The organism is Roseinatronobacter ekhonensis (genome assembly GCF_900499075.1).
In the GTDB taxonomy this organism is placed as follows: Bacteria; Pseudomonadota; Alphaproteobacteria; order Rhodobacterales; family Rhodobacteraceae; genus Roseinatronobacter; species Roseinatronobacter ekhonensis.
On the sequence record NZ_UIHC01000030.1, the window covers coordinates 12,362 to 32,264 of the forward strand.

Annotated in this window: 20 protein-coding genes and 2 tRNA genes; 6 read left to right on the forward strand and 16 right to left on the reverse strand. The window is 62.7% G+C overall.

Annotated features, from left to right (window positions below):
- Positions 1-147: 147 nt before the first annotated feature.
- The 15 genes from ROE7235_RS13080 to speA form a co-directional block, all read right to left on the reverse strand.
- Positions 148-222: transfer RNA gene (locus tag ROE7235_RS13080), tRNA-Phe, on the reverse strand.
- Between the two features lie 96 nt (positions 223-318).
- Entirely contained in the window at positions 319-501 is a 183-nt protein-coding gene (locus ROE7235_RS13085) for a DNA gyrase inhibitor YacG (RefSeq protein WP_121095963.1), read from the reverse strand.
- Complete coding sequence (locus ROE7235_RS13090; protein WP_121095964.1) at positions 498-1,535, reverse strand: ribonuclease E/G; 1,038 nt, start codon at positions 1,533-1,535, stop codon at positions 498-500. Before ROE7235_RS13090 ends, ROE7235_RS13085 begins: the two co-directional genes overlap by 4 nt.
- The gene (locus tag ROE7235_RS13095; RefSeq protein ID WP_121095965.1) at positions 1,532-2,101 is read right to left on the reverse strand and encodes a Maf family protein; all 570 of its coding nucleotides are present in this window, start codon (positions 2,099-2,101) and stop codon (positions 1,532-1,534) included. The genes ROE7235_RS13090 and ROE7235_RS13095 overlap by 4 nt, the downstream gene beginning before the upstream one ends.
- Positions 2,102-2,105: 4 nt before the next feature.
- Positions 2,106-2,324 carry a translation initiation factor IF-1 gene (gene infA / locus ROE7235_RS13100; protein ID WP_072245643.1) on the reverse strand — a complete coding sequence of 73 codons (219 nt, stop codon included), beginning with the start codon at positions 2,322-2,324 and terminating at the stop codon, positions 2,106-2,108.
- A 100-nt stretch (positions 2,325-2,424) separates the two neighbouring features.
- Positions 2,425-3,291 (reverse strand): carbon-nitrogen hydrolase family protein, encoded by an 867-nt coding sequence (locus ROE7235_RS13105; protein WP_121095966.1) that lies wholly within the window; start codon positions 3,289-3,291, stop codon positions 2,425-2,427.
- Positions 3,288-3,875, reverse strand: coding sequence for a GNAT family N-acetyltransferase (locus tag ROE7235_RS13110; RefSeq protein WP_121095967.1), 588 nt, complete (start codon positions 3,873-3,875; stop codon positions 3,288-3,290). Before ROE7235_RS13110 ends, ROE7235_RS13105 begins: the two co-directional genes overlap by 4 nt.
- On the reverse strand, positions 3,872-4,270 hold the full coding sequence (locus ROE7235_RS13115; protein WP_121095968.1) for a ketosteroid isomerase-related protein: 399 nt from the start codon (positions 4,268-4,270) through the stop codon (positions 3,872-3,874). Before ROE7235_RS13115 ends, ROE7235_RS13110 begins: the two co-directional genes overlap by 4 nt.
- A gap of 4 nt (positions 4,271-4,274) precedes the next feature.
- A complete protein-coding gene (locus ROE7235_RS13120) occupies positions 4,275-4,733 on the reverse strand; it encodes an arsenate-mycothiol transferase ArsC (RefSeq protein WP_121095969.1) in 459 nt (152 codons plus the stop codon).
- Positions 4,734-5,213 carry a UPF0262 family protein gene (locus ROE7235_RS13125; RefSeq protein ID WP_121095970.1) on the reverse strand — a complete coding sequence of 160 codons (480 nt, stop codon included), beginning with the start codon at positions 5,211-5,213 and terminating at the stop codon, positions 4,734-4,736. It lies immediately after the preceding gene.
- 261 nt (positions 5,214-5,474) lie between these two features.
- Positions 5,475-7,892, reverse strand: coding sequence for a DNA topoisomerase (ATP-hydrolyzing) subunit B (gyrB, locus tag ROE7235_RS13130; RefSeq protein ID WP_121095971.1), 2,418 nt, complete (start codon positions 7,890-7,892; stop codon positions 5,475-5,477).
- A gap of 171 nt (positions 7,893-8,063) precedes the next feature.
- On the reverse strand, positions 8,064-8,918 hold the full coding sequence (locus ROE7235_RS13135; RefSeq protein ID WP_121095972.1) for an agmatinase family protein: 855 nt from the start codon (positions 8,916-8,918) through the stop codon (positions 8,064-8,066).
- Positions 8,915-10,081, reverse strand: a complete 1,167-nt coding sequence (locus ROE7235_RS13140) for a carboxynorspermidine decarboxylase (RefSeq protein WP_220669568.1) — start codon at positions 10,079-10,081, stop codon at positions 8,915-8,917. Before ROE7235_RS13140 ends, ROE7235_RS13135 begins: the two co-directional genes overlap by 4 nt.
- Positions 10,081-11,307 carry a saccharopine dehydrogenase family protein gene (locus ROE7235_RS13145; RefSeq protein WP_121095973.1) on the reverse strand — a complete coding sequence of 409 codons (1,227 nt, stop codon included), beginning with the start codon at positions 11,305-11,307 and terminating at the stop codon, positions 10,081-10,083. Before ROE7235_RS13145 ends, ROE7235_RS13140 begins: the two co-directional genes overlap by 1 nt.
- A complete protein-coding gene (gene speA / locus ROE7235_RS13150) occupies positions 11,300-13,207 on the reverse strand; it encodes a biosynthetic arginine decarboxylase (RefSeq protein WP_121095974.1) in 1,908 nt (635 codons plus the stop codon). Before speA ends, ROE7235_RS13145 begins: the two co-directional genes overlap by 8 nt.
- Positions 13,208-13,320: 113 nt before the next feature.
- Between speA and ROE7235_RS13155 the strand changes: the two genes are divergently transcribed.
- From ROE7235_RS13155 to ROE7235_RS13180, 6 genes are all read left to right on the forward strand, one after another.
- Positions 13,321-14,046, forward strand: a complete 726-nt coding sequence (locus ROE7235_RS13155; protein ID WP_121095975.1) for a TIM barrel protein — start codon at positions 13,321-13,323, stop codon at positions 14,044-14,046.
- A 68-nt stretch (positions 14,047-14,114) separates the two neighbouring features.
- Positions 14,115-15,401, forward strand: coding sequence for a homoserine dehydrogenase (locus tag ROE7235_RS13160; RefSeq protein WP_121095976.1), 1,287 nt, complete (start codon positions 14,115-14,117; stop codon positions 15,399-15,401).
- A 116-nt stretch (positions 15,402-15,517) separates the two neighbouring features.
- Positions 15,518-16,480, forward strand: coding sequence for a class II fructose-bisphosphatase (gene glpX, locus ROE7235_RS13165; RefSeq protein ID WP_121095977.1), 963 nt, complete (start codon positions 15,518-15,520; stop codon positions 16,478-16,480).
- Positions 16,481-16,547: 67 nt separating this feature from the next.
- Complete coding sequence (locus tag ROE7235_RS13170; protein WP_245963965.1) at positions 16,548-17,108, forward strand: cysteine hydrolase family protein; 561 nt, start codon at positions 16,548-16,550, stop codon at positions 17,106-17,108.
- Positions 17,105-18,868, forward strand: coding sequence for a single-stranded-DNA-specific exonuclease RecJ (gene recJ, locus ROE7235_RS13175; protein ID WP_121095978.1), 1,764 nt, complete (start codon positions 17,105-17,107; stop codon positions 18,866-18,868). The genes ROE7235_RS13170 and recJ overlap by 4 nt, the downstream gene beginning before the upstream one ends.
- Positions 18,869-18,956: 88 nt before the next feature.
- Positions 18,957-19,031 (forward strand) — tRNA-Glu (locus ROE7235_RS13180).
- Between the two features lie 131 nt (positions 19,032-19,162).
- Here ROE7235_RS13180 and ROE7235_RS13185 read toward each other — a convergent pair.
- Positions 19,163-19,825 carry a nucleoside/nucleotide kinase family protein gene (locus tag ROE7235_RS13185; RefSeq protein WP_121095979.1) on the reverse strand — a complete coding sequence of 221 codons (663 nt, stop codon included), beginning with the start codon at positions 19,823-19,825 and terminating at the stop codon, positions 19,163-19,165.
- Positions 19,826-19,903 lie beyond the last annotated feature (78 nt).

Here is a 19,903-nt window from a genome sequence, read left to right on the forward strand (position 1 = left end):
GGCATCCGCTGGCCCATCTGGTGCGGTTTATTTTTACCGACTATAAAAGGGGCCGTGAGCGCGAGGCAAAGGGTGTATAATTAGGGGGATGCAACGAAGCCTAATGCCGTCTTTATCTAAATAATTCAATAACTTAAAAGAATTATATGGTGCCCGGGGGCGGAATCGAACCACCGACACGAGGATTTTCAATCCACTGCTCTACCCCTGAGCTACCCGGGCACGGGTCTTGTTTGAGGGGCGGTTTTGAACCTGCCTCACGGGGTAGCGGCTTATTAAGTCAGGCGGGTTTCACTGTCCAGAGGCAATTCGCAAAAACTACCGCGTTTCAGGGGGGTGGTTGTCATCGGCGTCGGACGGGTCGTCCTCGGCATCTGTCAATGGCACGGGGATGGCATAATCCGCGCGCAGCCAGCGGGCAAGATCGACATCGGCGCAACGGCGCGAGCAAAACGGGCGGTAGTCCGCAACCGTTGCTTTGCGGCAGATCGGGCAGCTCATGGCAGCAGCACAGACAGCGCCACGCGGTCACGTTTGCGCGTCAGCTCGAAATTGCCCAAGGGGGTAAACCCTGCCAGAACCGTGTCGCGCCCGTCGCGCTTGAACGCCGCGCCCAGCACTTGTTCCAAGACCTGTTTCTCGCGTTTCGGATAGGGCGCAAGGTCGATCACCACCTGCCCGCCAAGCCCGCGCAGACGCAGTTCGCGCGGCAGTGCCCGGATGGCCGCAATATTGGCTTTCAGACCGGCGGCGGGGCTGGTGTCGGGACCGGTATTAACGTCCACAGCAACCAGCGCGCGGGTGGGTTCGACCACCATGAACGCCCCGTGCGGCAGCGCCACTTCGGTGCGGATCAGCTTGTCGAGCGCGTCATCTACCCCGTGGCGCGCGAAGCTGCCTGTCTGGTCGTCGAGCGTGTCGGCATCGACCCAGTCGCGCCAGGCCAGTTCATGCGCGCCGGGTGCTGCCACCAGCAATTCGGGCGCGCCGGACATATCGGCCAAAACCTGTTCAGCAAGGCTGCGCATCTGGAGGATGTCATCGGCTACAGTCGCCTCATCCGCGTCCAGACAGGCCGAGCGCAGGATCAGGCCCAGGCTGTCGCCTGCCCCGTCCATGGCATCGCGGGCCAGCGCATCCAGATCCGCGCGGAGCGCAGCGTCATCTATCTGGCGCGAGATATTCAGCCCCGGCGCATCTGGCGTAACAATAGCGTAGCGGCTTTTGAACAGCAGGCGGGTGGTGACAGGCACAGCCTTGCCCTGCTCTGCCAGCCCCGTGACCTGCACAAGCACAGGATCGCCCGGTCGCAGGCCTTTGGTCTGGCGCAAAAAGCCACTCTGCCCGCCGGGCAGGTCCACGAACACGCCGCCCATGCCCTTCATGGGCCGGCCCAGCTTGCCGCGAAACAGCGTTTCCGGCGGGATAACCCACTCGGGCGGGTCTATCAGGAAATCGTCCAGAAGCCCGTCAACCATAAGGGCGGCAGCTTGCCGCTCCCCGATCTGGTCCAGCGCGATCACACTGCCCTTCATACGCTCCACCTGTAGCCTGCCGCGCGCAACAGCGCCGCCGTTTCCATCGCGGGCAGGCCCATCATGCCGGTATACGACCCTTGCATCCACGGGATGAAGGCCGCGCCGAGCCCTTGGATGGCGTAGCCGCCCGCCTTGCCCTGCCATTCGCCAGAGGCGAGATACAGGTTCACCTCGTCATCTGACAGGCGTTTCATCTTGACGGCGCTGACCTGCGTGCGGGTCCACACCTGCCCGCCGCGCCGCAGAGCGACCGATGTGATGACATCGTGCCGCCGTCCCGACAGCTTGTGCAAGAACGCCGCCGCCTCGCCTGCGTCGGCGGGTTTGCCCAAGATACGCCGCCCCAGCGCGACGGTGGTGTCGGCGCAGAGCAGCAGATCATCCGGGTCGGTGGAAATCGCATCCAGCTTGGCGCGGGTCACGCGCTCACAATAAGGGCGGGGCTGTTCACCCGTCAGCGGGGTTTCGTCTATATCCGCCGCAACCACCCCGTCTGGGGTGATGCCAAGTTGTGCCAGAACCTCTTGCCGTCTTGGGCTGCCAGAGCCGAGAATCAGGCGCATGGCGCTACTTGAAGCGGTAATTGATCCGCCCCTTGGTCAGGTCATAGGGGGTCATTTCCACCTGAACCTTGTCGCCAACCAGAACACGGATGCGGTTCTTCCGCATCTTGCCTGCCATATGCGCATTGATCTCATGGCCGTTTTCCAGCTCGACCCGAAATGTCGCATTAGGCAGGAGTTCTCTGACGACACCGGGAAATTCGAGCAGTTCTTCCTTGGCCATGGTCACTCCGTCCGTTATGGGCGCGCATTTGCCGCGCGTGCGGTGCTAGATGCGCGCATTGATGCGTTTTTTCAAGCCCAATATGCATGGGCAGGCTTTGCTATGGGCGCGCGAGGCGGATTTTCTGCTCATCCCAATCGGCGTGGTTCAGGACAGCGCCGTTGCGGCGCACCATGTCAATAGCGCTCGGATCAATCGTGGCCACGGCCCAACCCGGCTGGTTGAGGTCGGTTTGCGCCAGAATACCCGTTTCGGGAAAGCCCAGATCGGGCGGGCCGTAAATGGCGGCGGCACCGGTGTTCAGGTCAACTGCGGGGCACCACTCTGCCGCGCCCACGGTTGTGGACTGCACCACGATGCACTGGTTTTCCAGCGCCCGCGCCATCGCGCCAACCTTCACGCGGGTGTAGCCCGCCACACCTTCGGTGCAGGAGGGTACGAGGATAATTTCCGCCCCCGCTTCGGCCAGCGCGCGGCCCAGAAGCGGGAATTCGGCATCATAGCAGATCAGGACACCGATCCGGCCCAAAGGCGTGTCGAACACTGTCAGACCGTGCGCCGGCGCGATATCCCACTCTTCACGCTCGAACCGGGTCATGATCTGTTTATCCTGATGACCGATGACGCCATCCGGCCCGTAAACCGTAGCGCGGTTCACCGGCCGTGAGGCCCCGGCTTGCGCCGGGGCGCTGGCACCAAGGATATGGACGCCATGCTGCGCGGCAAGGGCGCAATGCAACTCGGCCACACGCGGCCCGTGGCGGATGACCTCTTGCAACGCTGCTTCCAGATCGGCGGCGACAGTTGCGCCGCCAAGGCTCGCAAGCTCCATCGCGCCGTATTCGGGAAAGACCAGCAAATCCGCCCCGGTGGCCGCACCGGTCGCAACCCAATCCGACAGTTTGGCGGCATAAGCGTCCCAATCTGACAGGAAATCGAGCGGATAAGCAGCGGCGGCAAGTATCATAATGCGCGCATCCAGACTTGCAGGGGTTTTTCGCTCTCAGCGTCCTCACCAATATCGCGCCACGAAAACCGCGCGACAACACCGGGCAACGGGGCATAACCGCGCTTGCGCCAAAACCCGTCCAGCGGGCGATAATCGGCGGGCCGCGCGGGATGGTCGTCCGGGCGTTTTACGCTGCAAAAGGCGGCATGGCGCAGGCCAAGGGCGCGCGCCTGCGCCTCTCGCAGATCAAAGAAGCGGTGCCCCGCCCCCTGCCCCCGATATTCTGGCAAAAGCACCGACTCGGCGCAGTAAAACACGGCTTCGGGGTCATGGTCTGTGCCGTCAAACGCCGCGCGAAATTCCGCGTCAGCATCGACCATGGGCAGGCCGGTCGCCGCCCCCACCAGATTGTCGCCGTCATACGCCGCCGCGACAATGGCACGCGGGTTATCGCGATAAACCGCAAGATACCCGCGCTCATAGCCCAGATCGCCGTCATAAAGATACGGCCAATCATGGAAGACCCGGATGCGCAGATCCGCCAGCCCGTCAATGACCCGTCCAATCGCGGCGCCCGTCAAAGCCTCATACCGCAAGCTCATACCGAAACCTGTGCAATCCAATCTTGCAGGTTGTAATAGGTCGTCACGCGGGTGATCTTGCCACCCGACAACGTGAAAAACGATCCGGCGGGCAGGACATACTGTTGCCCACATGCTTCGGGCAATCCCGGATCGGTTTGCAGATATTCGCCATGCACGGTAAATTCTGCCGCAGCACGGGTGCCGTCATCGCTGACGAAAATCACCATGTCGCGCAATTCTTCGCGGTAGCTGACGCCCATATGGCTGCAAAACTCGGCAAAGGCCGCGCGCCCATGGCGCACCTCACCCTGGTTAACGTGGTGGGCCACATCGTCCGACACAAGCGCCAGCATGCCTGCCGCATCACCCGCGTTGAAGGCGGCAAAATAACGCTCGATACTCTCGCGGCTCATGAACTTACCTTTCGGTCGGTGGCCCGAACCGGGCCAACAGGCGTTGCTTGATCTGGTCGCGGGCCTGCCGGTAGGCGACAAGCTTGGCGTCGCGCGACTCTCCCAGCCCCGATGGGTCCATGATCGGCCAGTATTCGACGTCGATATGCGCATAGCGGGTAAGTTCCAGCGCCTGCCTTTGGCTTGCAGGTGACAGCGCGACAATCAGGTCGAACCCGCCCAGATCATCGCCCCAATCCATCATTTCCTCGAAGGACCGCGACCGGTGGCGCGCCAGTTCCACCCCGTCCTCGGCACTGACAGAAATGGAAAACCCGTCAATCTCTCTGTCCGAACGCACTCCTGCCGATTGCACATAGGCCCGCTGGCCATAGAGCTTCTTCATGAACCCTTCGGCCATGGGCGAGCGCACGGAATTATGGTCGCAGCAAAACAGCACGGAAGATGGGAAATCCGTGCCCATTCAGCCCCCGAAATGCAACACGCAGACGAGGGTGAACAGGCGGCGGGCGGTGTCTTTGTCCAGTTCGGCCTTACCCTCCAGCCGCTCTTGCAAGATGCGCGCGCCCTCGTTGTGAATGCCGCGCCGCGCCATGTCGATCGCTTCTATCTGGCTGGGCGGCATGGTTCTGACCGCTTCGAAATAGCTGCCGCAAATCTGGTAGTAATCCTTGACCACCTGACGGAACGGCCCAAGCGACAGGTGCATCTCGCTGACCAGATCGCCCGCATCGTCGCGCAGGTCGATCACCAAGCGCCGCTCGCGAATGGCCAGTGTCATCTGGAAGGGCCCCGGCGGCGCGTCCTGCCCGTCGCGGGGGAGCAGCGCAAAGCTGTTATCTTCCAACAGGTCGAACACGGCGACCTTGCGTTCCTGCTCGACATCCGGCGTGGGCGTGGGCAGCCCCGTGTCGTCAATCTCTATTTTACTAATGCGGCTCATGGTCACTCTGGCAAATCATCCTTGGCCGCGAGTGTTGCCCCACGCGCCCGCGCGGCGCAAGAGGCATTGCACCGCGTCAGACATGACCACCACACCGCAGTATGGTTCGATGCGGCAACGCAGTGTTACGGTCCGCTCGAGCGCACCAGTGCGCCCAGGCCCAGCCTTGTGGCGTCGACAGCAAGAGGGGTGCGGCCGAAACCGGCCCTGCCACGGGGTCGAAACCGGTCTTTCCATAGGATACCGGATCGCCACAGCCGGTCACGCGTCCAGATTTTCCACGCTCAGTGCGTTGCGCTGGATGAATTCGCGCCGCGGCTCCACCACATCGCCCATCAGCTTGGTAAAGATGTCATCGGCCTCGGCCAGATCATCGACCTTGACCTGCAACAACGTGCGCGCTTCGTGGTCCAGCGTGGTTTCCCAAAGCTGGTCGGGGTTCATCTCTCCCAAGCCCTTGTAGCGTTGCAGGGTCAGGCCCTTCTCGCCCTCGGCCAGAATGGCATCCAACAGGTCTACAGGGCCATAGATGGTTTGCTTTCGGTCACGCCGGACCAGTTCAGCGGGCTGGCTGTATATGTCTTGCAGGCTTTTGGTGTGACCGGCCAATCGCCGCGCCTCGCCCGAGCGTAGGACCTGCCCATCCAACCGCCGCACTTCTTCCACGCCGCGCAGGACACGGGACAGGCGCAAGCCGCCATCCTGTGTCGGACGCCCTTCCCAGCCGCGTTCATACTCGGCGGCGATCAGGTCCAGACGTGCGGCCACACTGTCAGCCAAATCTTGCGGACGCGCGGCCAAGGCTTCTGCCATCAATGCCCCCGCAATGGTGGCCTGTTCCAGAATGTGCTGCGGGTAATGGGTCGGAAATGCCTCTAGCGAGCGGCGCACGGCGCGGGCCTCTGTGACGATGCGGGCCAGATCCTGCCCGACAATCTCTTCTCCCGTGCCCAGCCGCAAGACTGCACCTTCAACCCCTTGGTCAATCAAGTAATTCTCCAGCGATGGCTTGTCCTTCAGGTATACCTCGGACTTGCCGCGCGCGACTTTGAACAAGGGCGGTTCGGCAATGTACAGGTGTCCCGCGTCGATCAATTCGGGCATTTGCCGGAAGAAGAAGGTCAGCAGCAGCGTGCGGATATGCGCGCCGTCCACATCGGCATCGGTCATGATGACGATCTTGTGGTAGCGCAGCTTGGAAATGTCGAACTCATCCCGCCCGATGCCTGTGCCCAGCGCGGTTATCAGCGTGCCGATTTCCTGACTTCCCAGCATACGGTCAAAGCGCGCACGCTCCACATTCAGGATCTTGCCGCGCAGGGGGAGCACGGCCTGATTTTGCCGCGAGCGCCCCTGCTTGGCCGATCCGCCGGCGCTGTCACCCTCGACCAGAAACAATTCCGATTTTGCCGGGTCGCGCTCTTGGCAGTCGGCTAGCTTGCCGGGCAGGCTGGCCACATCCATCGCCGTCTTGCGGCGGGTCAGTTCGCGTGCCTTGCGCGCGGCTTCGCGGGCCAAGGCAGCTTCTACAATCTTGCCGACAATCCCTTTGGCATAATTCGGGTTCTCTTCGAACCACTCTGCCAGCTTCTCGTTCAAAAGGCTCTCGACCGCCGGGCGCACCTCCGAGGAGACCAGCTTGTCCTTGGTCTGGCTGGAAAATTTCGGGTCAGGCACCTTTACCGACAGCACACAGGTCAGCCCCTCGCGCGCATCGTCGCCGGTAAAACTGACCTTCTCCTTCTTCGCAATTCCGCTCGATTGCGCATAGGCGTTGATGGTGCGGGTCAGCGCGCCGCGAAAGCCCGCCATATGCGTGCCGCCATCGCGCTGGGGGATGTTGTTGGTAAAGGGCAGCACGGTTTCGTGGTAGCTGTCATTCCACCACATCGCGATTTCCACGCCAATGCCGTCGCGCTCACCCATGATATAGATGGGTTCCGGCATGACCGCGGTTTTACTGCGGTCCAGATGGCGGACGAATTCGCGCACGCCGCCCTCGTAGAACAGCTCCGTTTTCAACGCCTCGGCGGGCCGGTGGTCTTCCAGAATGATCCGCACGCCGGAATTCAGGAAGGCCAGTTCGCGCAGGCGGTTTTCCAGCGTCTTGAAACTATAGTCCAGATTGGAGAACGTCGTGGTAGAGGCCAGAAACCGCACCTCCGTGCCGGTCTTGCCCTCGGCATCGCCCACCACTTCCAGATGGCGCACCGTGTCGCCCCGCTCGAAGCGCGCGATATGTTCCTTGCCCGCGCGCCAGATGCGCAGCTCCAGCCAGTCCGACAGCGCGTTCACCACCGACACGCCCACGCCGTGCAAGCCGCCCGACACTTTGTAGCTGTTCTGGTCGAATTTGCCGCCGGCGTGAAGCTGGGTCATGATGACCTCTGCCGCCGACACCCCTTCTTCGGCGTGAATATCGGTCGGCACGCCGCGCCCGTTATCCATGACCGACACGGAACTGTCGGCATGGATCACAACCCGCACGAAATCGGCATGACCGGCCAAAGCCTCGTCAATGCCGTTATCGACCACCTCGTAAACCATGTGGTGCAGGCCCGACCCGTCATCGGTGTCGCCGATATACATGCCGGGGCGTTTGCGCACCGCGTCCAACCCCTTCAAAACCTTGATGGAATCGGCACCGTATTCGTCGAGTTTCTGAGCTTCGGCAGACATGCACATATATCCTTGGTTGACTGCCCCACTTATAGGCAGATCGCGCAGGATTGTCACGTCTATGACACAAGATTTAGCGGTTTATCCCCCGCTTTTGCCCATTCATCCTTGCCGAAATATCCTCAGGGGGTGAATGAGGGCGAAAGCCCTCAGAGGGGGCGCGAGCGCCCCCTACCCGCCTTGGGCAATACCGATCAGCGCATAGGTCAGTTGCGCGGCGGTGAAATCCCAGACATCGGCGCCCGCGATCGGGGCGAGTTCCACCACATCGATGCCCACGCAGCGCCGCCCGCGCAGCGCCGAACGCACCAAGGCCAGCGACTGGTAATAGCCCAAGCCCCCGGGCACCGGCGTTCCGGTTGCGGGCATCAGGGGCGCGTCCAGCCCATCCACGTCAAAGGTTATGTAAATGTCCTCGGGGAAGTCGTCGGGCAGCGTGACCTCCATGGACCCGCCGGTCACAAGATCCTCGGCGTCGGTGAAGGTCACACCCAATCTGTCGCGCAACTCCGCTTCTTGGGTACACAGCGCGCGCACGCCGTATTGCGCCAGCGCCATGCCTTCTTCTTCGACCAAAAGCTGCATGACAGACGCATGGCTGTGTCGAAACCCTTGATAGGCGCGGCGCAGGTCGGCATGGGCGTCAATCTGGACAATCCCGATGCGGCGGCCCAAGGCCCGCGAAACACCCATCGCCGCGCCCCATGTCAGGCTATGCTCGCCGCCCAAGCTGACAGGGATCTGCCCGGCGCGGGCAATCCCTTCGGTGCGCGCGGCCAAGGCGTCCAGCGCCGCTTCCAGCGGTTGCTCGCAATCAATCGGGGGGGTGGTGTAGATGCCCGCAGCACAGGGTTCCATTCCGCGCCACAGGCGTTCAAGTTGGTCAGAGGCCTCGATCAGCGCCGCCGGACCATCTGCCGTGCCAGACCCGTAAGACACCGTCTTTTCCAACGGCATGGGAACGATCTGAAAACGCGCCTCGGGGCTGCGCTCGGCATTTGTCAGTTCAGAATTCAGGAAGATCATGACAGGCGGCCTTTGAAGTCATTGTAGTCGAATTTACGGATCACGCGCAACGCGTCTGTGTCGCTGTTCCACACCGCCAGCGCGGGCAGGCGCACACCGTTGAAGGTGGTGGTTTTCACCATCGAATAATGCGCTTGGTCCAGAAACGCGACGCGCGTGCCGATTGCGGGCACGGCGCCAAAGTCATACCGCCCGATCACATCGCCTGCCAGGCAGCTTGGCCCGCCAAGCCGCACGGGGGTATCGCCCCCCTCGCCCAAAAGCGCGGGGCGGTAGGGTGCTTCGATCACATCAGGCATGTGGCAGGTGGCGGAAATATCAAGGATCGCGTTCGCGCCGTCATTTTCGACGACATCTAGCACCGCTCCCACCAAGATGCCGCAATCCAGTGCCACGGCCTCGCCCGGTTCCAGATAGCAATGTAGCCCGGTTTCCTCGGTCACGCGGCGCAGAAAGGCAATCAGCCCTTCGCGGTCGTAATCGGCGCGGGTAATATGATGGCCGCCGCCGAAATTGATCCATTTCAGATGCGGAGCAAGCGTGCGGATACGCGGCGCGATATGCTCCCAGATGGCCAGAAGCGGCGACAGGTCTTGTTCGCACAGCGTGTGCATATGCAGCCCATCGACGCCTGCAAGCGCGGCCGCGTCGATCTTTTCTAGCGGCGTGCCAAGGCGTGACCCGGGTGCTGCGGGGTCGTATTTCGCGTCATCGCCCAAAGGCAGGCCGGGGTTGAAGCGCAGGCCGACATGGATGTCGCGCCCCGACGCTTGCAGCACGGGCAAGAAGCGGTCCTTGGCGGCTTGGGTGTTAAAGATGATATGGTCCGACAGCCCCGCGATCTCAGTCATCTCGTCAGGCTTGTAGCCCGCCGAATAGGTCTCGACGATGCCGCCATATTCCTCGCGCCCCAGTCGCGCTTCCCACAGGCCAGACGCGCAAACGCCCGACAGGTAGCGGCTGACCAAGGGGGCCAGTTCCCACATGGAAAAGGCTTTCAGTGCGCACAGCACCGTCGCGCCGGACCGTGCCTGAATATCGGCCAGCACGCGCAAATTCTGCTCCAGCCGCGCCTCATCGACCACGAAACACGGGGACGGCACGCGTGCCAGATCAAACCGGGCAAATGCGCCCGGATCGCCCGCGAAGGTCTGCATCGCCATCAGAAATCAGCCGGGGCCGAAAGCTCGGTGACGGTCCACGGAAGCCCGTGTTGGTTCAGCAGCTCCATGAACGGGTCCGGGTCCAACTGCTCGGTGTTGAACACGCCCGCGCCGGACCATGTGCCGTTCAGCATCAGCGCAGCCCCGATGAACGCAGGCACGCCGGTCGTGTAGCTGACGGCCTGAGACCCCACCTCGCGGTAGCAGTCTTCATGGTCACAGATGTTCTTGATGTAGAACGTCTTTTCGCCAGAGCCGTCCTTCGCCGGGCCGGTGATGATGTCACCGATATTGGTCTTGCCCTTGGTGCGCTCGCCCAGATCGCCGGGGTTGGGCAGCACCGCTTTCAGGAATTGCAGCGGCACGATCTTATGTCCCTGATACTCGACCGGCTCGATCCCCGTCATGCCCACATTCTGCAATACGGTCACATGGTTGATATAGGCGTCGCCAAAGGTCATCCAGAAGCGCGCGCGTTCGATTTCGGGGAAGTGAGTGACAAGCGACTCCAGTTCCTCGTGATACATCAGGTACATGTTCTTGGGACCGACTGCCTCGAAATCGAACGAAACAGAGGTGGACATGGCAGGGCTCGTGACCCAGCCGCCGTTTTCCCAGTGGCGCACATCGGCGGTCACTTCGCGGATGTTAATTTCCGGGTTGAAATTCGTCGCGAAGGCGTGACCGTGATCGCCGCCATTGCAATCGAGGATATCAATCAGGCGAATACCCGACAGGTGATGCTTGCGCACATAAGCCGCAAAAATCGAGGTCACGCCGGGGTCGAACCCGACGCCCAGCGTGGCCATCAGGCCCGCTTGCACAAACTGGTCATGCAGCTTCCACTGGTGGGAATATTCGAACTTGGCCTCGTTCGGCGGCTCATAATTGGCGGTATCCAGATAATGCACGCCAGTGCGCAGGCAGGCCGCCATCAGGTCCAGATCCTGATAGGGCAGCGCCAGGTTGACCAGAAGCGCGGGTTGCACCGTTTCGATCAGCGCAACCGTCGCGTCCACGTCGTTGGCATCGACCTCGTAGGTTTCAATCTCGACGCCCGTGCGCGACTTCACCTCACGCGCAATCGCTTCGCATTTCGCAAGCGTGCGGCTGGCCACGCAGATGCGGCCTGTAAACATGTCGGGGTTCATCGCCATCTTGTGCAGCGTGACAGAGGCCACGCCGCCCGCGCCAATAACCAGAACGTCCTTGTTGGTGTCAGCCATGGGTGTGTTCCTCAAGCTCGTAATAGGTGTAGCCATTCATCGCATGGCGGTAGGTTTCCATCAGCATCCGGCGCTGCGACGGGTTCAACGTGCCATCACGCACGCCGCGTTCCACGATCCGCTTGAACGCGTCCAGACATTGACGGGGTTCATATTCGACATAGGCCATCACTTCGGACACGGTATCGCCTTCGACCTCGTGCTGCAATTCCAGCACGCCATCCTCGTTGAAATCCACCGTCACGATATTGGTATCGCCAAACAGGTTGTGAAGGTCGCCCAAGGTTTCCTGATAGGCCCCCACAAGGAAAATGCCGATGAAATACCGCTCATCCGGGCTCAACTCGTGGATGGGCAGCGCGTTGCCAATGCCGTCGCCCAGAACGAACTGGTCGATCTTGCCGTCACTGTCGCAGGTGATGTCGGACAGAACCGCGCGCCGCCCCGGCTGCTCATTGAGCCGTTGCAAGGGCGCGATGGGCACCAACTGGTCTATCGCCCAGACATCGGGCAACGACTGGAACAGGCTGAAATTAGCGCGGTAAATGTCGCGATGGGCTGACAGCGCCTCGACCACCTCTTGCGGGACATCTGCAGGGTGCTGTGCAACAAGATCCTTGATGCGGCCGACAATATACAGGAAAATCTGCTCGGCCCGCGCCACTTCTTCTATGCCGATGACGCCACGGCGGAACATGGCGCGCAATTCCTCGCGGTAGTAATCGGCATCGTTCAGGCATTCCTGCACCCGGCGCGGCGTCAGGTAGCCCGAAATCGCCGCCATGTCCGACAGCATGTGATGGTCATCATCTTCGGGGGTCAGCGGGGCCGCGCGGTCGAAATAGCTGGCTTCCAGAATGTCCGACAGCAGCATCGAGGAATAGGCCACAATGGCCCGGCCCGATTCCGTGACCAGCGTGGGGTGCGGCACCTCTGCCTCTTCCATCTGGTATTTCACGGTTTCGACCACGTTGGTGCAATACTCTTCCAACGTGTAGTTGACCGAATTGTCGGACGCCCGCGCCTCGCCGGTATAGTCAATGCCAAGACCGCCGCCCAAGTCCAGATATTCCAGCGGCACGCCAAGGCGGCGCAATTCGGTGTAGAAGCGGCAGGCTTCGTCCACGGCCTGGCGGATATCCATGATCTGCGGCACCTGGCTGCCCAGATGCGCGTGTTGCAACACAAGGCAATCGAGCATGTCGGCATCGCGCAGCTTGTCGATCAGGTCCACCACTTCCTTGGTGGTCAACCCGAAGGTCGAGCGGTCGCCCGAACTGTCTGCCCAATTGCCCGTCACCCGCCGTGTCAGCTTGATCCGCACGCCCAGCGCGGGCTTTTCGCCCAAACGCTTTGCCTCGGCGATCACGGTGTCAGCCTCTGCGGGGGATTCGATGACCAGAACGCAGTTTATGCCCGCCTTGCGCGCCAGAATGCCAAGGCGAATGAACTCGGCATCCTTGATCCCGTTGCAGATCAGCAGCGCACCTTTGGGCAGATCACGCGACAGCGCCAGAATCAACTCCGGCTTGGACCCCGCTTCCAGCCCGAACTGAAACGGGCGGCCATACTCCACGATCCGGTCAATCACCTCGGCCTGTTGGTTCACCTTGATCGGGAACACCCCGCGATAGGTGCCCTGATACCCGCTGCTGACAATGGCCGCCGCAAAAGCGTGGTTCAGAGATTCCAACTGGCGGCGCAGGAACGCGCCCACGCGCACCAGAACCGGCGTATGCACCCCGCGCGCATGCAGGTTGTGCAGCAGTTCGGGCAGGCTGGCGGGCGTGTCATCGGGTCGCGCGGGGTTCACCAACCCCAGATCACCATTCTCCATGCGGGCAAACATGCCCGCTCCCCAGCGATGAATGCCGTATTGTTGAAAGATGCGATCTGGCATGAACCCTCCCCTTATGGCGTGGTGGGATAACGTGAAGCGCCCGCATAAGAAATCCATGTGACAAACGCAAGAAATTAAGCGAGTTTCGCGACATTCGGGCAAAAGAGGGCACGATGCTGATTTCGGCCAATCTGGGGTTTTTGTTCACCGAACTGGCGTTGGTGGACCGTGTGCGCGCGGCAAAGGACGCAGGCTTTGACGCGGTCGAATTTCACGACCTGCCAGACGGCACCGATCTTACGGCGCTGCGCGCGGCGTTGGGGGAAATGCCGGTCATGGGGCTGAACACCTATATGGGGCCAAGCATGGGGCGTGCGGCGCTGTCGCGCGACGAATTCGCGGGCGATTTCGCGACCGCCGCACGGTCTGCCGAGGCACTGGGCGCACGCGCAATCCATATTGTGGCTGGCATGGACGGCGACAATACGACCTATCTGCACAATCTGGGCCATGCGCTGGCCTACACCCCCTGCCCCATCGTGATAGAGCCGATCTCCACGCCCGGCTATTTCCTGTCGGGCTTTGCGCAGGCCGAAGCGGTGCTCGACCAGATCAACGACCCGAGTTTGCGGATCATGGCCGATTGGTTCCACCTGCGCGCGGGGCACGCCGAGGGCGATGCGCGCGATCTGCTGACCCGCCTTTGGCCACGCATCGGCCATATCCAGCTTGCCCGCGCGGGCGACCGCGGTGCGCCCTGCCCTGTGATCGACGCTGAAATCGCGCGCCTGCTGCCGCATCTGCGCATGCTGGGATGCGCAGCACTCGGGCTGGAATACCGCCCCGACATTGCCCCGACACGCGCCATTGCCGACACAGTTGCGGCCCTTCGCGCCTGACCACGTTGCAAGCCTTGCTCCAAGCCGCTAACAGGCGCGCAAACACCTTTCTGAACGGAGCGCCCGACATGACCCATCCCTTGCGCCTTGGAATAGCCGGGCTTGGCACGGTCGGCACGGGGCTTGTGAAGCTGGTGCAAACCAACGCCGACCTGATCGCGGCGCGCGCCGGGCGCCCGGTGGAGATCGTCGCGGTCTGCGCGCGGTCGCGCACCCGCAACCGTGGCGTCGATATTTCGGCCTATGCATGGGAAGATGACCCCGTTGCATTGGCGCGGCGCGACGATGTGGATGTTGTGGTCGAACTGATGGGCGGCGAGAACGGGCCCGCCAAGGCCCTGACCGAAGCGGCCATTGACGCGGGCAAGGATGTCGTCAGCGCGAACAAGGCGCTTCTGGCGCTGTACGGACAGGCCCTGGCCGAAGCGGCGGAGGCCAAGGGCGTGGCCCTGCGTTTCGAGGCGGCGGTCGCGGGCGGCATTCCCGTCATCAAATCGTTGATGGAAGGGCTGGCTGGCAACAGGATCACCCGCATCAAGGGCGTGATGAACGGCACCTGCAACTACATCCTGACCCGGATGGAAGATGCGGGCCTGCCCTATGACACCGTATTCGAGGAAGCCAACCAGCTTGGATTTCTGGAAGCGGACCCGACGCTGGATGTGGGCGGCATCGACGCCGCGCATAAGCTGGCCCTGCTGGCCGCAATCGGCTTTGGTGTGCAGCCCAATTTCGACGCGATTGAATTGGGCGGGATCGAGAAAATCTCTATCGAGGATATCCGCGCCGCCGCCGATCTGGGCCTGCGCATAAAACTGCTGGGTGTGGCGCAGATGACAGGGCGCGGGCTGGAGCAGTCGATGACCCCCTGCCTTGTGCCATCTGATAGCCCGTTGGGGCAATTGAAGGGCGGCACCAACATGGTGGTGATCGAAGGCGATGCGGTCGAACAGATCGTGCTGCGCGGCCCCGGCGCGGGCGAAGGCCCGACCGCAAGCGCGGTAATGGGCGATGTGATCGACATTGCACGCGGCCTGCGCCTGCCGGTCTTTGGCCAGCCTGCAAACAGCCTTGCACAGGCAGTGGCCGCGCGCGCCACCGCTTCAAAGCCGTTCTACTTGCGCATGGGGCTGATCGACAAACCCGGCGCGCTGGCCAAGGTGGCCGAAGCCCTCGGGCTTGCAGGCGTGTCGATCAACCGGATGCGCCAGTATGGCCATGCCGATACCCGCGCGCCGGTGCTTGTCATCACCCATAAAACCACCCGCGACGCGATAGAGCATGCGGTCGCCCTGTCGTTGAAAACCGGCGTCGTGGTGGGAGAGCCTGTCGCGCTTGCGATTGAAGAGGACTGAGTCCCATATGTCGCAGGCACATGCCTGTTAGCGCCCCCATTGACACCAGCCCTTGTGGATTGGGGGCCACTGCCGCTAGAGCTTTGGCAACCATATCTTGTCAAGGACCGAACCTCATGACGACGCCATCCGAATTTCACGACCGCATGCTTTCTCTGGGTCTGGCCCGCGTGTCGGAAGCCGCTGCCCTTGCCTCTGCCAAACTGGTCGGGCGCGGTGACGAAAAAGCCGCCGACCAAGCGGCTGTCGACGCAATGCGCACGCAGCTAAACATGCTGGATATTCAGGGCCGCGTCGTCATCGGCGAGGGCGAGCGCGACGAAGCGCCGATGCTGTATATCGGCGAAGAGGTCGGCAATGGCACCGGCCCCGAGGTGGATATCGCGCTCGACCCGCTGGAAGGCACCACGCTGACCGCCAAGGATTTCCCCAACGCGCTGACCGTGATCGCCATGGCGCCGCGCGGTTCGATGCTGCACGCACCCGATGTCTATATGGACAAGCTGGCCATTGGCCCCGGCTTTGCGCCCGACACGGTGACGATGGACATGTCGCCCTCGGACCGTGTCCGCGCGTTGGCCAAGGCCAAAGGCTGCGCCCCGTCCGACATAACGGTCTGCGTGCTGGAGCGCCCGCGCCACGAGGATATGATCGCCGATATCCGCTCCACCGGGGCGGCGATCCGGCTGATCATGGATGGCGATGTGGCCGGTGTGATCCATTGCGCCGAAGCCGCAATGACCGGCATCGACATGTATATGGGCTCTGGCGGCGCGCCCGAAGGCGTGCTGGCGGCCTCTGCACTGAAATGCATGGGCGGTCAAATCTATGGCAAGCTGTTGTTTCGCAACGATGACGAGATCGCACGCGCCCGCCGCGCCGGGATCGAGGATCTTGACAAGGTCTACACCCGCGACGAAATGGTCACGGGCGATGTGATCTTTGCTGCGACCGGCGTGACCGACGGGTCCATCGTGCAAGGCATCCGCACCGAGCCCGGCTGGGTGACGACCGAAACGCTGCTGATGCGGTCCAAGACCGGATCGCTGCGGCGGATGACCTACCGCTCGCCGCTGTGATCGGTGGTTCGGGGGCGCTGCCCCCGCCTGGCCCTGACGGGCCAGCCCCCGGAGAATTTGAGGCAAGATGAAGATGCATGGCGCGCTGTTGCTGATCGACTTTCAAACGGGGTTTGCAGACCCTGTCTGGGGCGCGCGCAACAATCCGGGTGCCGAAGCAAACGCAGCGATCCTGCTGGCGGGCTGGCGCGCAAAGGGTGCGCCGGTTGTGCATGTGCGCCACCTGAGCACCACCGCCGGTAGCCCCTTGCGCGGAGCGGGCGCGGACTGGATGCCGGACCTGTCACCATCAGACGATGAGGCGCGGTTCGACAAATCGGTGAATTCGGCCTTTATCGGCACAGAACTGAACGCATGGCTGCGCGCGCGGAGCGTTTCGCATATGGTGATAGCTGGGCTGACCACGCCGCATTGCGTGTCCACCACCTGCCGGATGGCGGCGAATATGGGTTATGAGGTTACGCTTGCGCATGACGCCTGCGCGGCCTTTGCCGCCAATGCCGACAACAGCTGGCAGGACGCGCGCGCCGAGAATTTGACAGCAGATGCAAGCCACCACGCCGCGATCAGCCATCTCCATGGCGAGTTCGTGACAGCGCGGTCGGTTGCGGATATTTTGTCCGCATGACCGAGGATCGCGCGTTTCTGGGGGTCGAGCATTCGGCATTGAGACAGATCTGGATTGGCCCGGACGCCGCGCGCGACCGTCGGGCCGAGGCCATCGCGCAGGCAAGCGCCCTGCCCCCGGCCATCTGCGCGGTGCTGGCGCGCGCAGAGGTCGCGCCGGACGCGGCGCAAGACTATCTTGCACCATCCTTGCGCGCGCTTTTGCCCGACCCGCGTGGCTTGAAAGACATGGACCGCGCGGCAGAACGGGTTTTGCGGGCGGCGCACGCGCGCGAACGAATTGCCATCTTTGCCGATTACGATGTGGACGGCGCGGCCTCTGCGGCGCTGCTTCTGGACTGGCTGGGCGCGATGGGACATGCGGCCACGCTTTATGTGCCCGACCGTATTGCCGAAGGGTATGGCCCCAACGCGCCCGCGATGGCGAAGCTCGCCGCCGCGCATGACCTGATCATCTGTGTTGATTGCGGGACGATGGCACATGACGCGCTGTCCGCTGCCAATGGCACGGATGTGGTGGTTCTGGACCATCATCTTGGCGCCGAAACGCTGCCGCCCGCGCTGGCCGTGGTCAACCCAAACCGGCAGGACGAGGACGGTGCGCTGGGGCATTTATGCGCCGCGGGCGTGGTGTTCCTGATGCTGGTCGAAGCCAACCGGCAGGGCCGTGCGCAAGGGCATGCAGGCCCCGACCTGATGGCGCTGCTGGACCTTGTGGCACTGGCTACGGTGGCCGATGTCGCACCGCTTGTGGGGGTCAACCGCGCCTTTGTCCGGCAGGGCCTGCGCGTGATGGCGGGCCGCGCGCGCCCCGGATTGCGCGCGCTGTCTGACATTGCCCGGCTGGACACGGCCCCACGCGCCTACCATCTGGGCTATGTGATCGGTCCGCGCATTAACGCGGGCGGGCGGATCGGAGCCGCCGATATGGGTGCGCGCCTGCTGGCCACACGCGATGACGCAGAGGCAGAGGCCCTTGCAACCCGTCTGGACCTGCTGAACACCGAACGCCGCGAGATCGAGGCCGCCGTGCGCGCCAGTGCGCTGGCGCAGGCCGAAGCGCGCGGCGGCGACGCGCCGTTGGCATGGGCTGCGGGCGACGGCTGGCACCCCGGCGTGATCGGAATCGCCGCCGCCCGCCTGAAGGAAGCCACCAACCGCCCCGCCATCGTTATCGCGCTGGACGGAGAGACGGGCAAGGGCTCTGGCCGCTCGGTCCCCGGCGTGGACCTTGGCGCGGCCATTCACCGGCTGGTGCGCGAGGGGCTGCTGATTGGTGGCGGCGGCCACAAGATGGCAGCGGGCCTGACCGTGGCGCGCGCTGGCGTGGACGCCGCGATGGAACGGCTGGGCGCATTACTGGCACAACAGGGTGCGGGCGCACCCGGTGCCCGTCGTTTGCGGCTGGACGGGGTTTTGATGCCAAGCGCCGTCACGCCAGAGCTGATTTCCGGACTGGAAGCTGCCGGTCCATTCGGCGCAAGCGCCCCCGCCCCGCGCTTCGCATTTGCCGATATGCGGATAGAAGGTGTCAAACGGATCGGCGAAACTCATATGCGGTTTCGCTGCGTCGGCGGCTGCGGCACCAGCCTGAACGCAATCGCTTTCGGCGCCTTCGAGTCGGATCTGGGCCCGCTGATCGCCGCGCATCAGGGCCGCAGGCTACACCTTGCCGGTCAGATCGAGATCAATTTCTGGGGCGGACGGCAAACCCCCCAACTGCGTTTGGATGACGCGGCGTCGCCCGTATCCGATCGCTGAAAAAATCCCTCCAAAATCTCGGTTTTTTCGCGCGAAACCCTCTTGCGCAGCAGAGACGCTTTGCATAAACAGCGCCTCACCACCCAGTGGCCCGTTCGTCTATCGGTTAGGACGCCAGGTTTTCAACCTGGAAAGAGGGGTTCGATTCCCCTACGGGCTGCCATGTTTCCCGAATTTTGATGTATCTCGCGATGATACAGAGGCGCGTCTGCTTCAAACGAAGCTATAACCTTGGCCGCTTTGTACGCAGGTGACGCACGTCGCTGGAACCCGCTTGAGTTTGGGGCGGGGATCTTATTGGCTATCTATGTCAGTGGTCCCTTGTGTCAGAGTCAGGGTGGCTTGGCTGCTCTCTTGCAGCACGCGCCGTGCATTGGGGAGGTCGTTCTGCCCTGCCTTTTGCTCGGCAATCTCGGGCGACAAGCCATAAGACAGCCACCGCGCGACAAGGCGCTCTTGCAGCACCGCGAGGGACGGCGTCAGCGCCACGCTTGCATCCAGCATCCTGCCGACATCGTCCCAAGGGGCCTGCTCAAGCAGCAGGTAATTCCCTTCGACCACAAGCGTGTCCACCTCTGGCGTGACCTGCTGCGCGTCGGGCACCGTACAGTCGCGCGTACGGTCGAACACCGGGAACGTGCCGGTCGCGCCTTCGGGCCGCAGCGCGCGCAATGTGGCGACAAAAGCTGCAACTTCGAAGGTTTCTGGCGCGCCTTTCACTGCGCGCAGTCCCGCGCGGTCCAGACTGTCATTGTCCATATGAAACCCATCCATCGGGACAAGCATGGCGCTTGCGTGGCCGGTGCGGTTCAACCGGTCCACGAAGGCCGCGGCGAGTGTGGATTTGCCCGATCCGGGCGGCCCGACGATCCCGATTACCTTGCGGCAGCCGGGCTGGGGCTGAGTGCGGGCGATCAGGTTCAATACGGTGGTTATATCCTGTTCCATCCCCAGCATGGATCACACCGCCCAATCAGGTGTTTCGGGCAAGACACCCCTTGTTATCATGACCATGGCTTGGCGCATCCTGCAGTC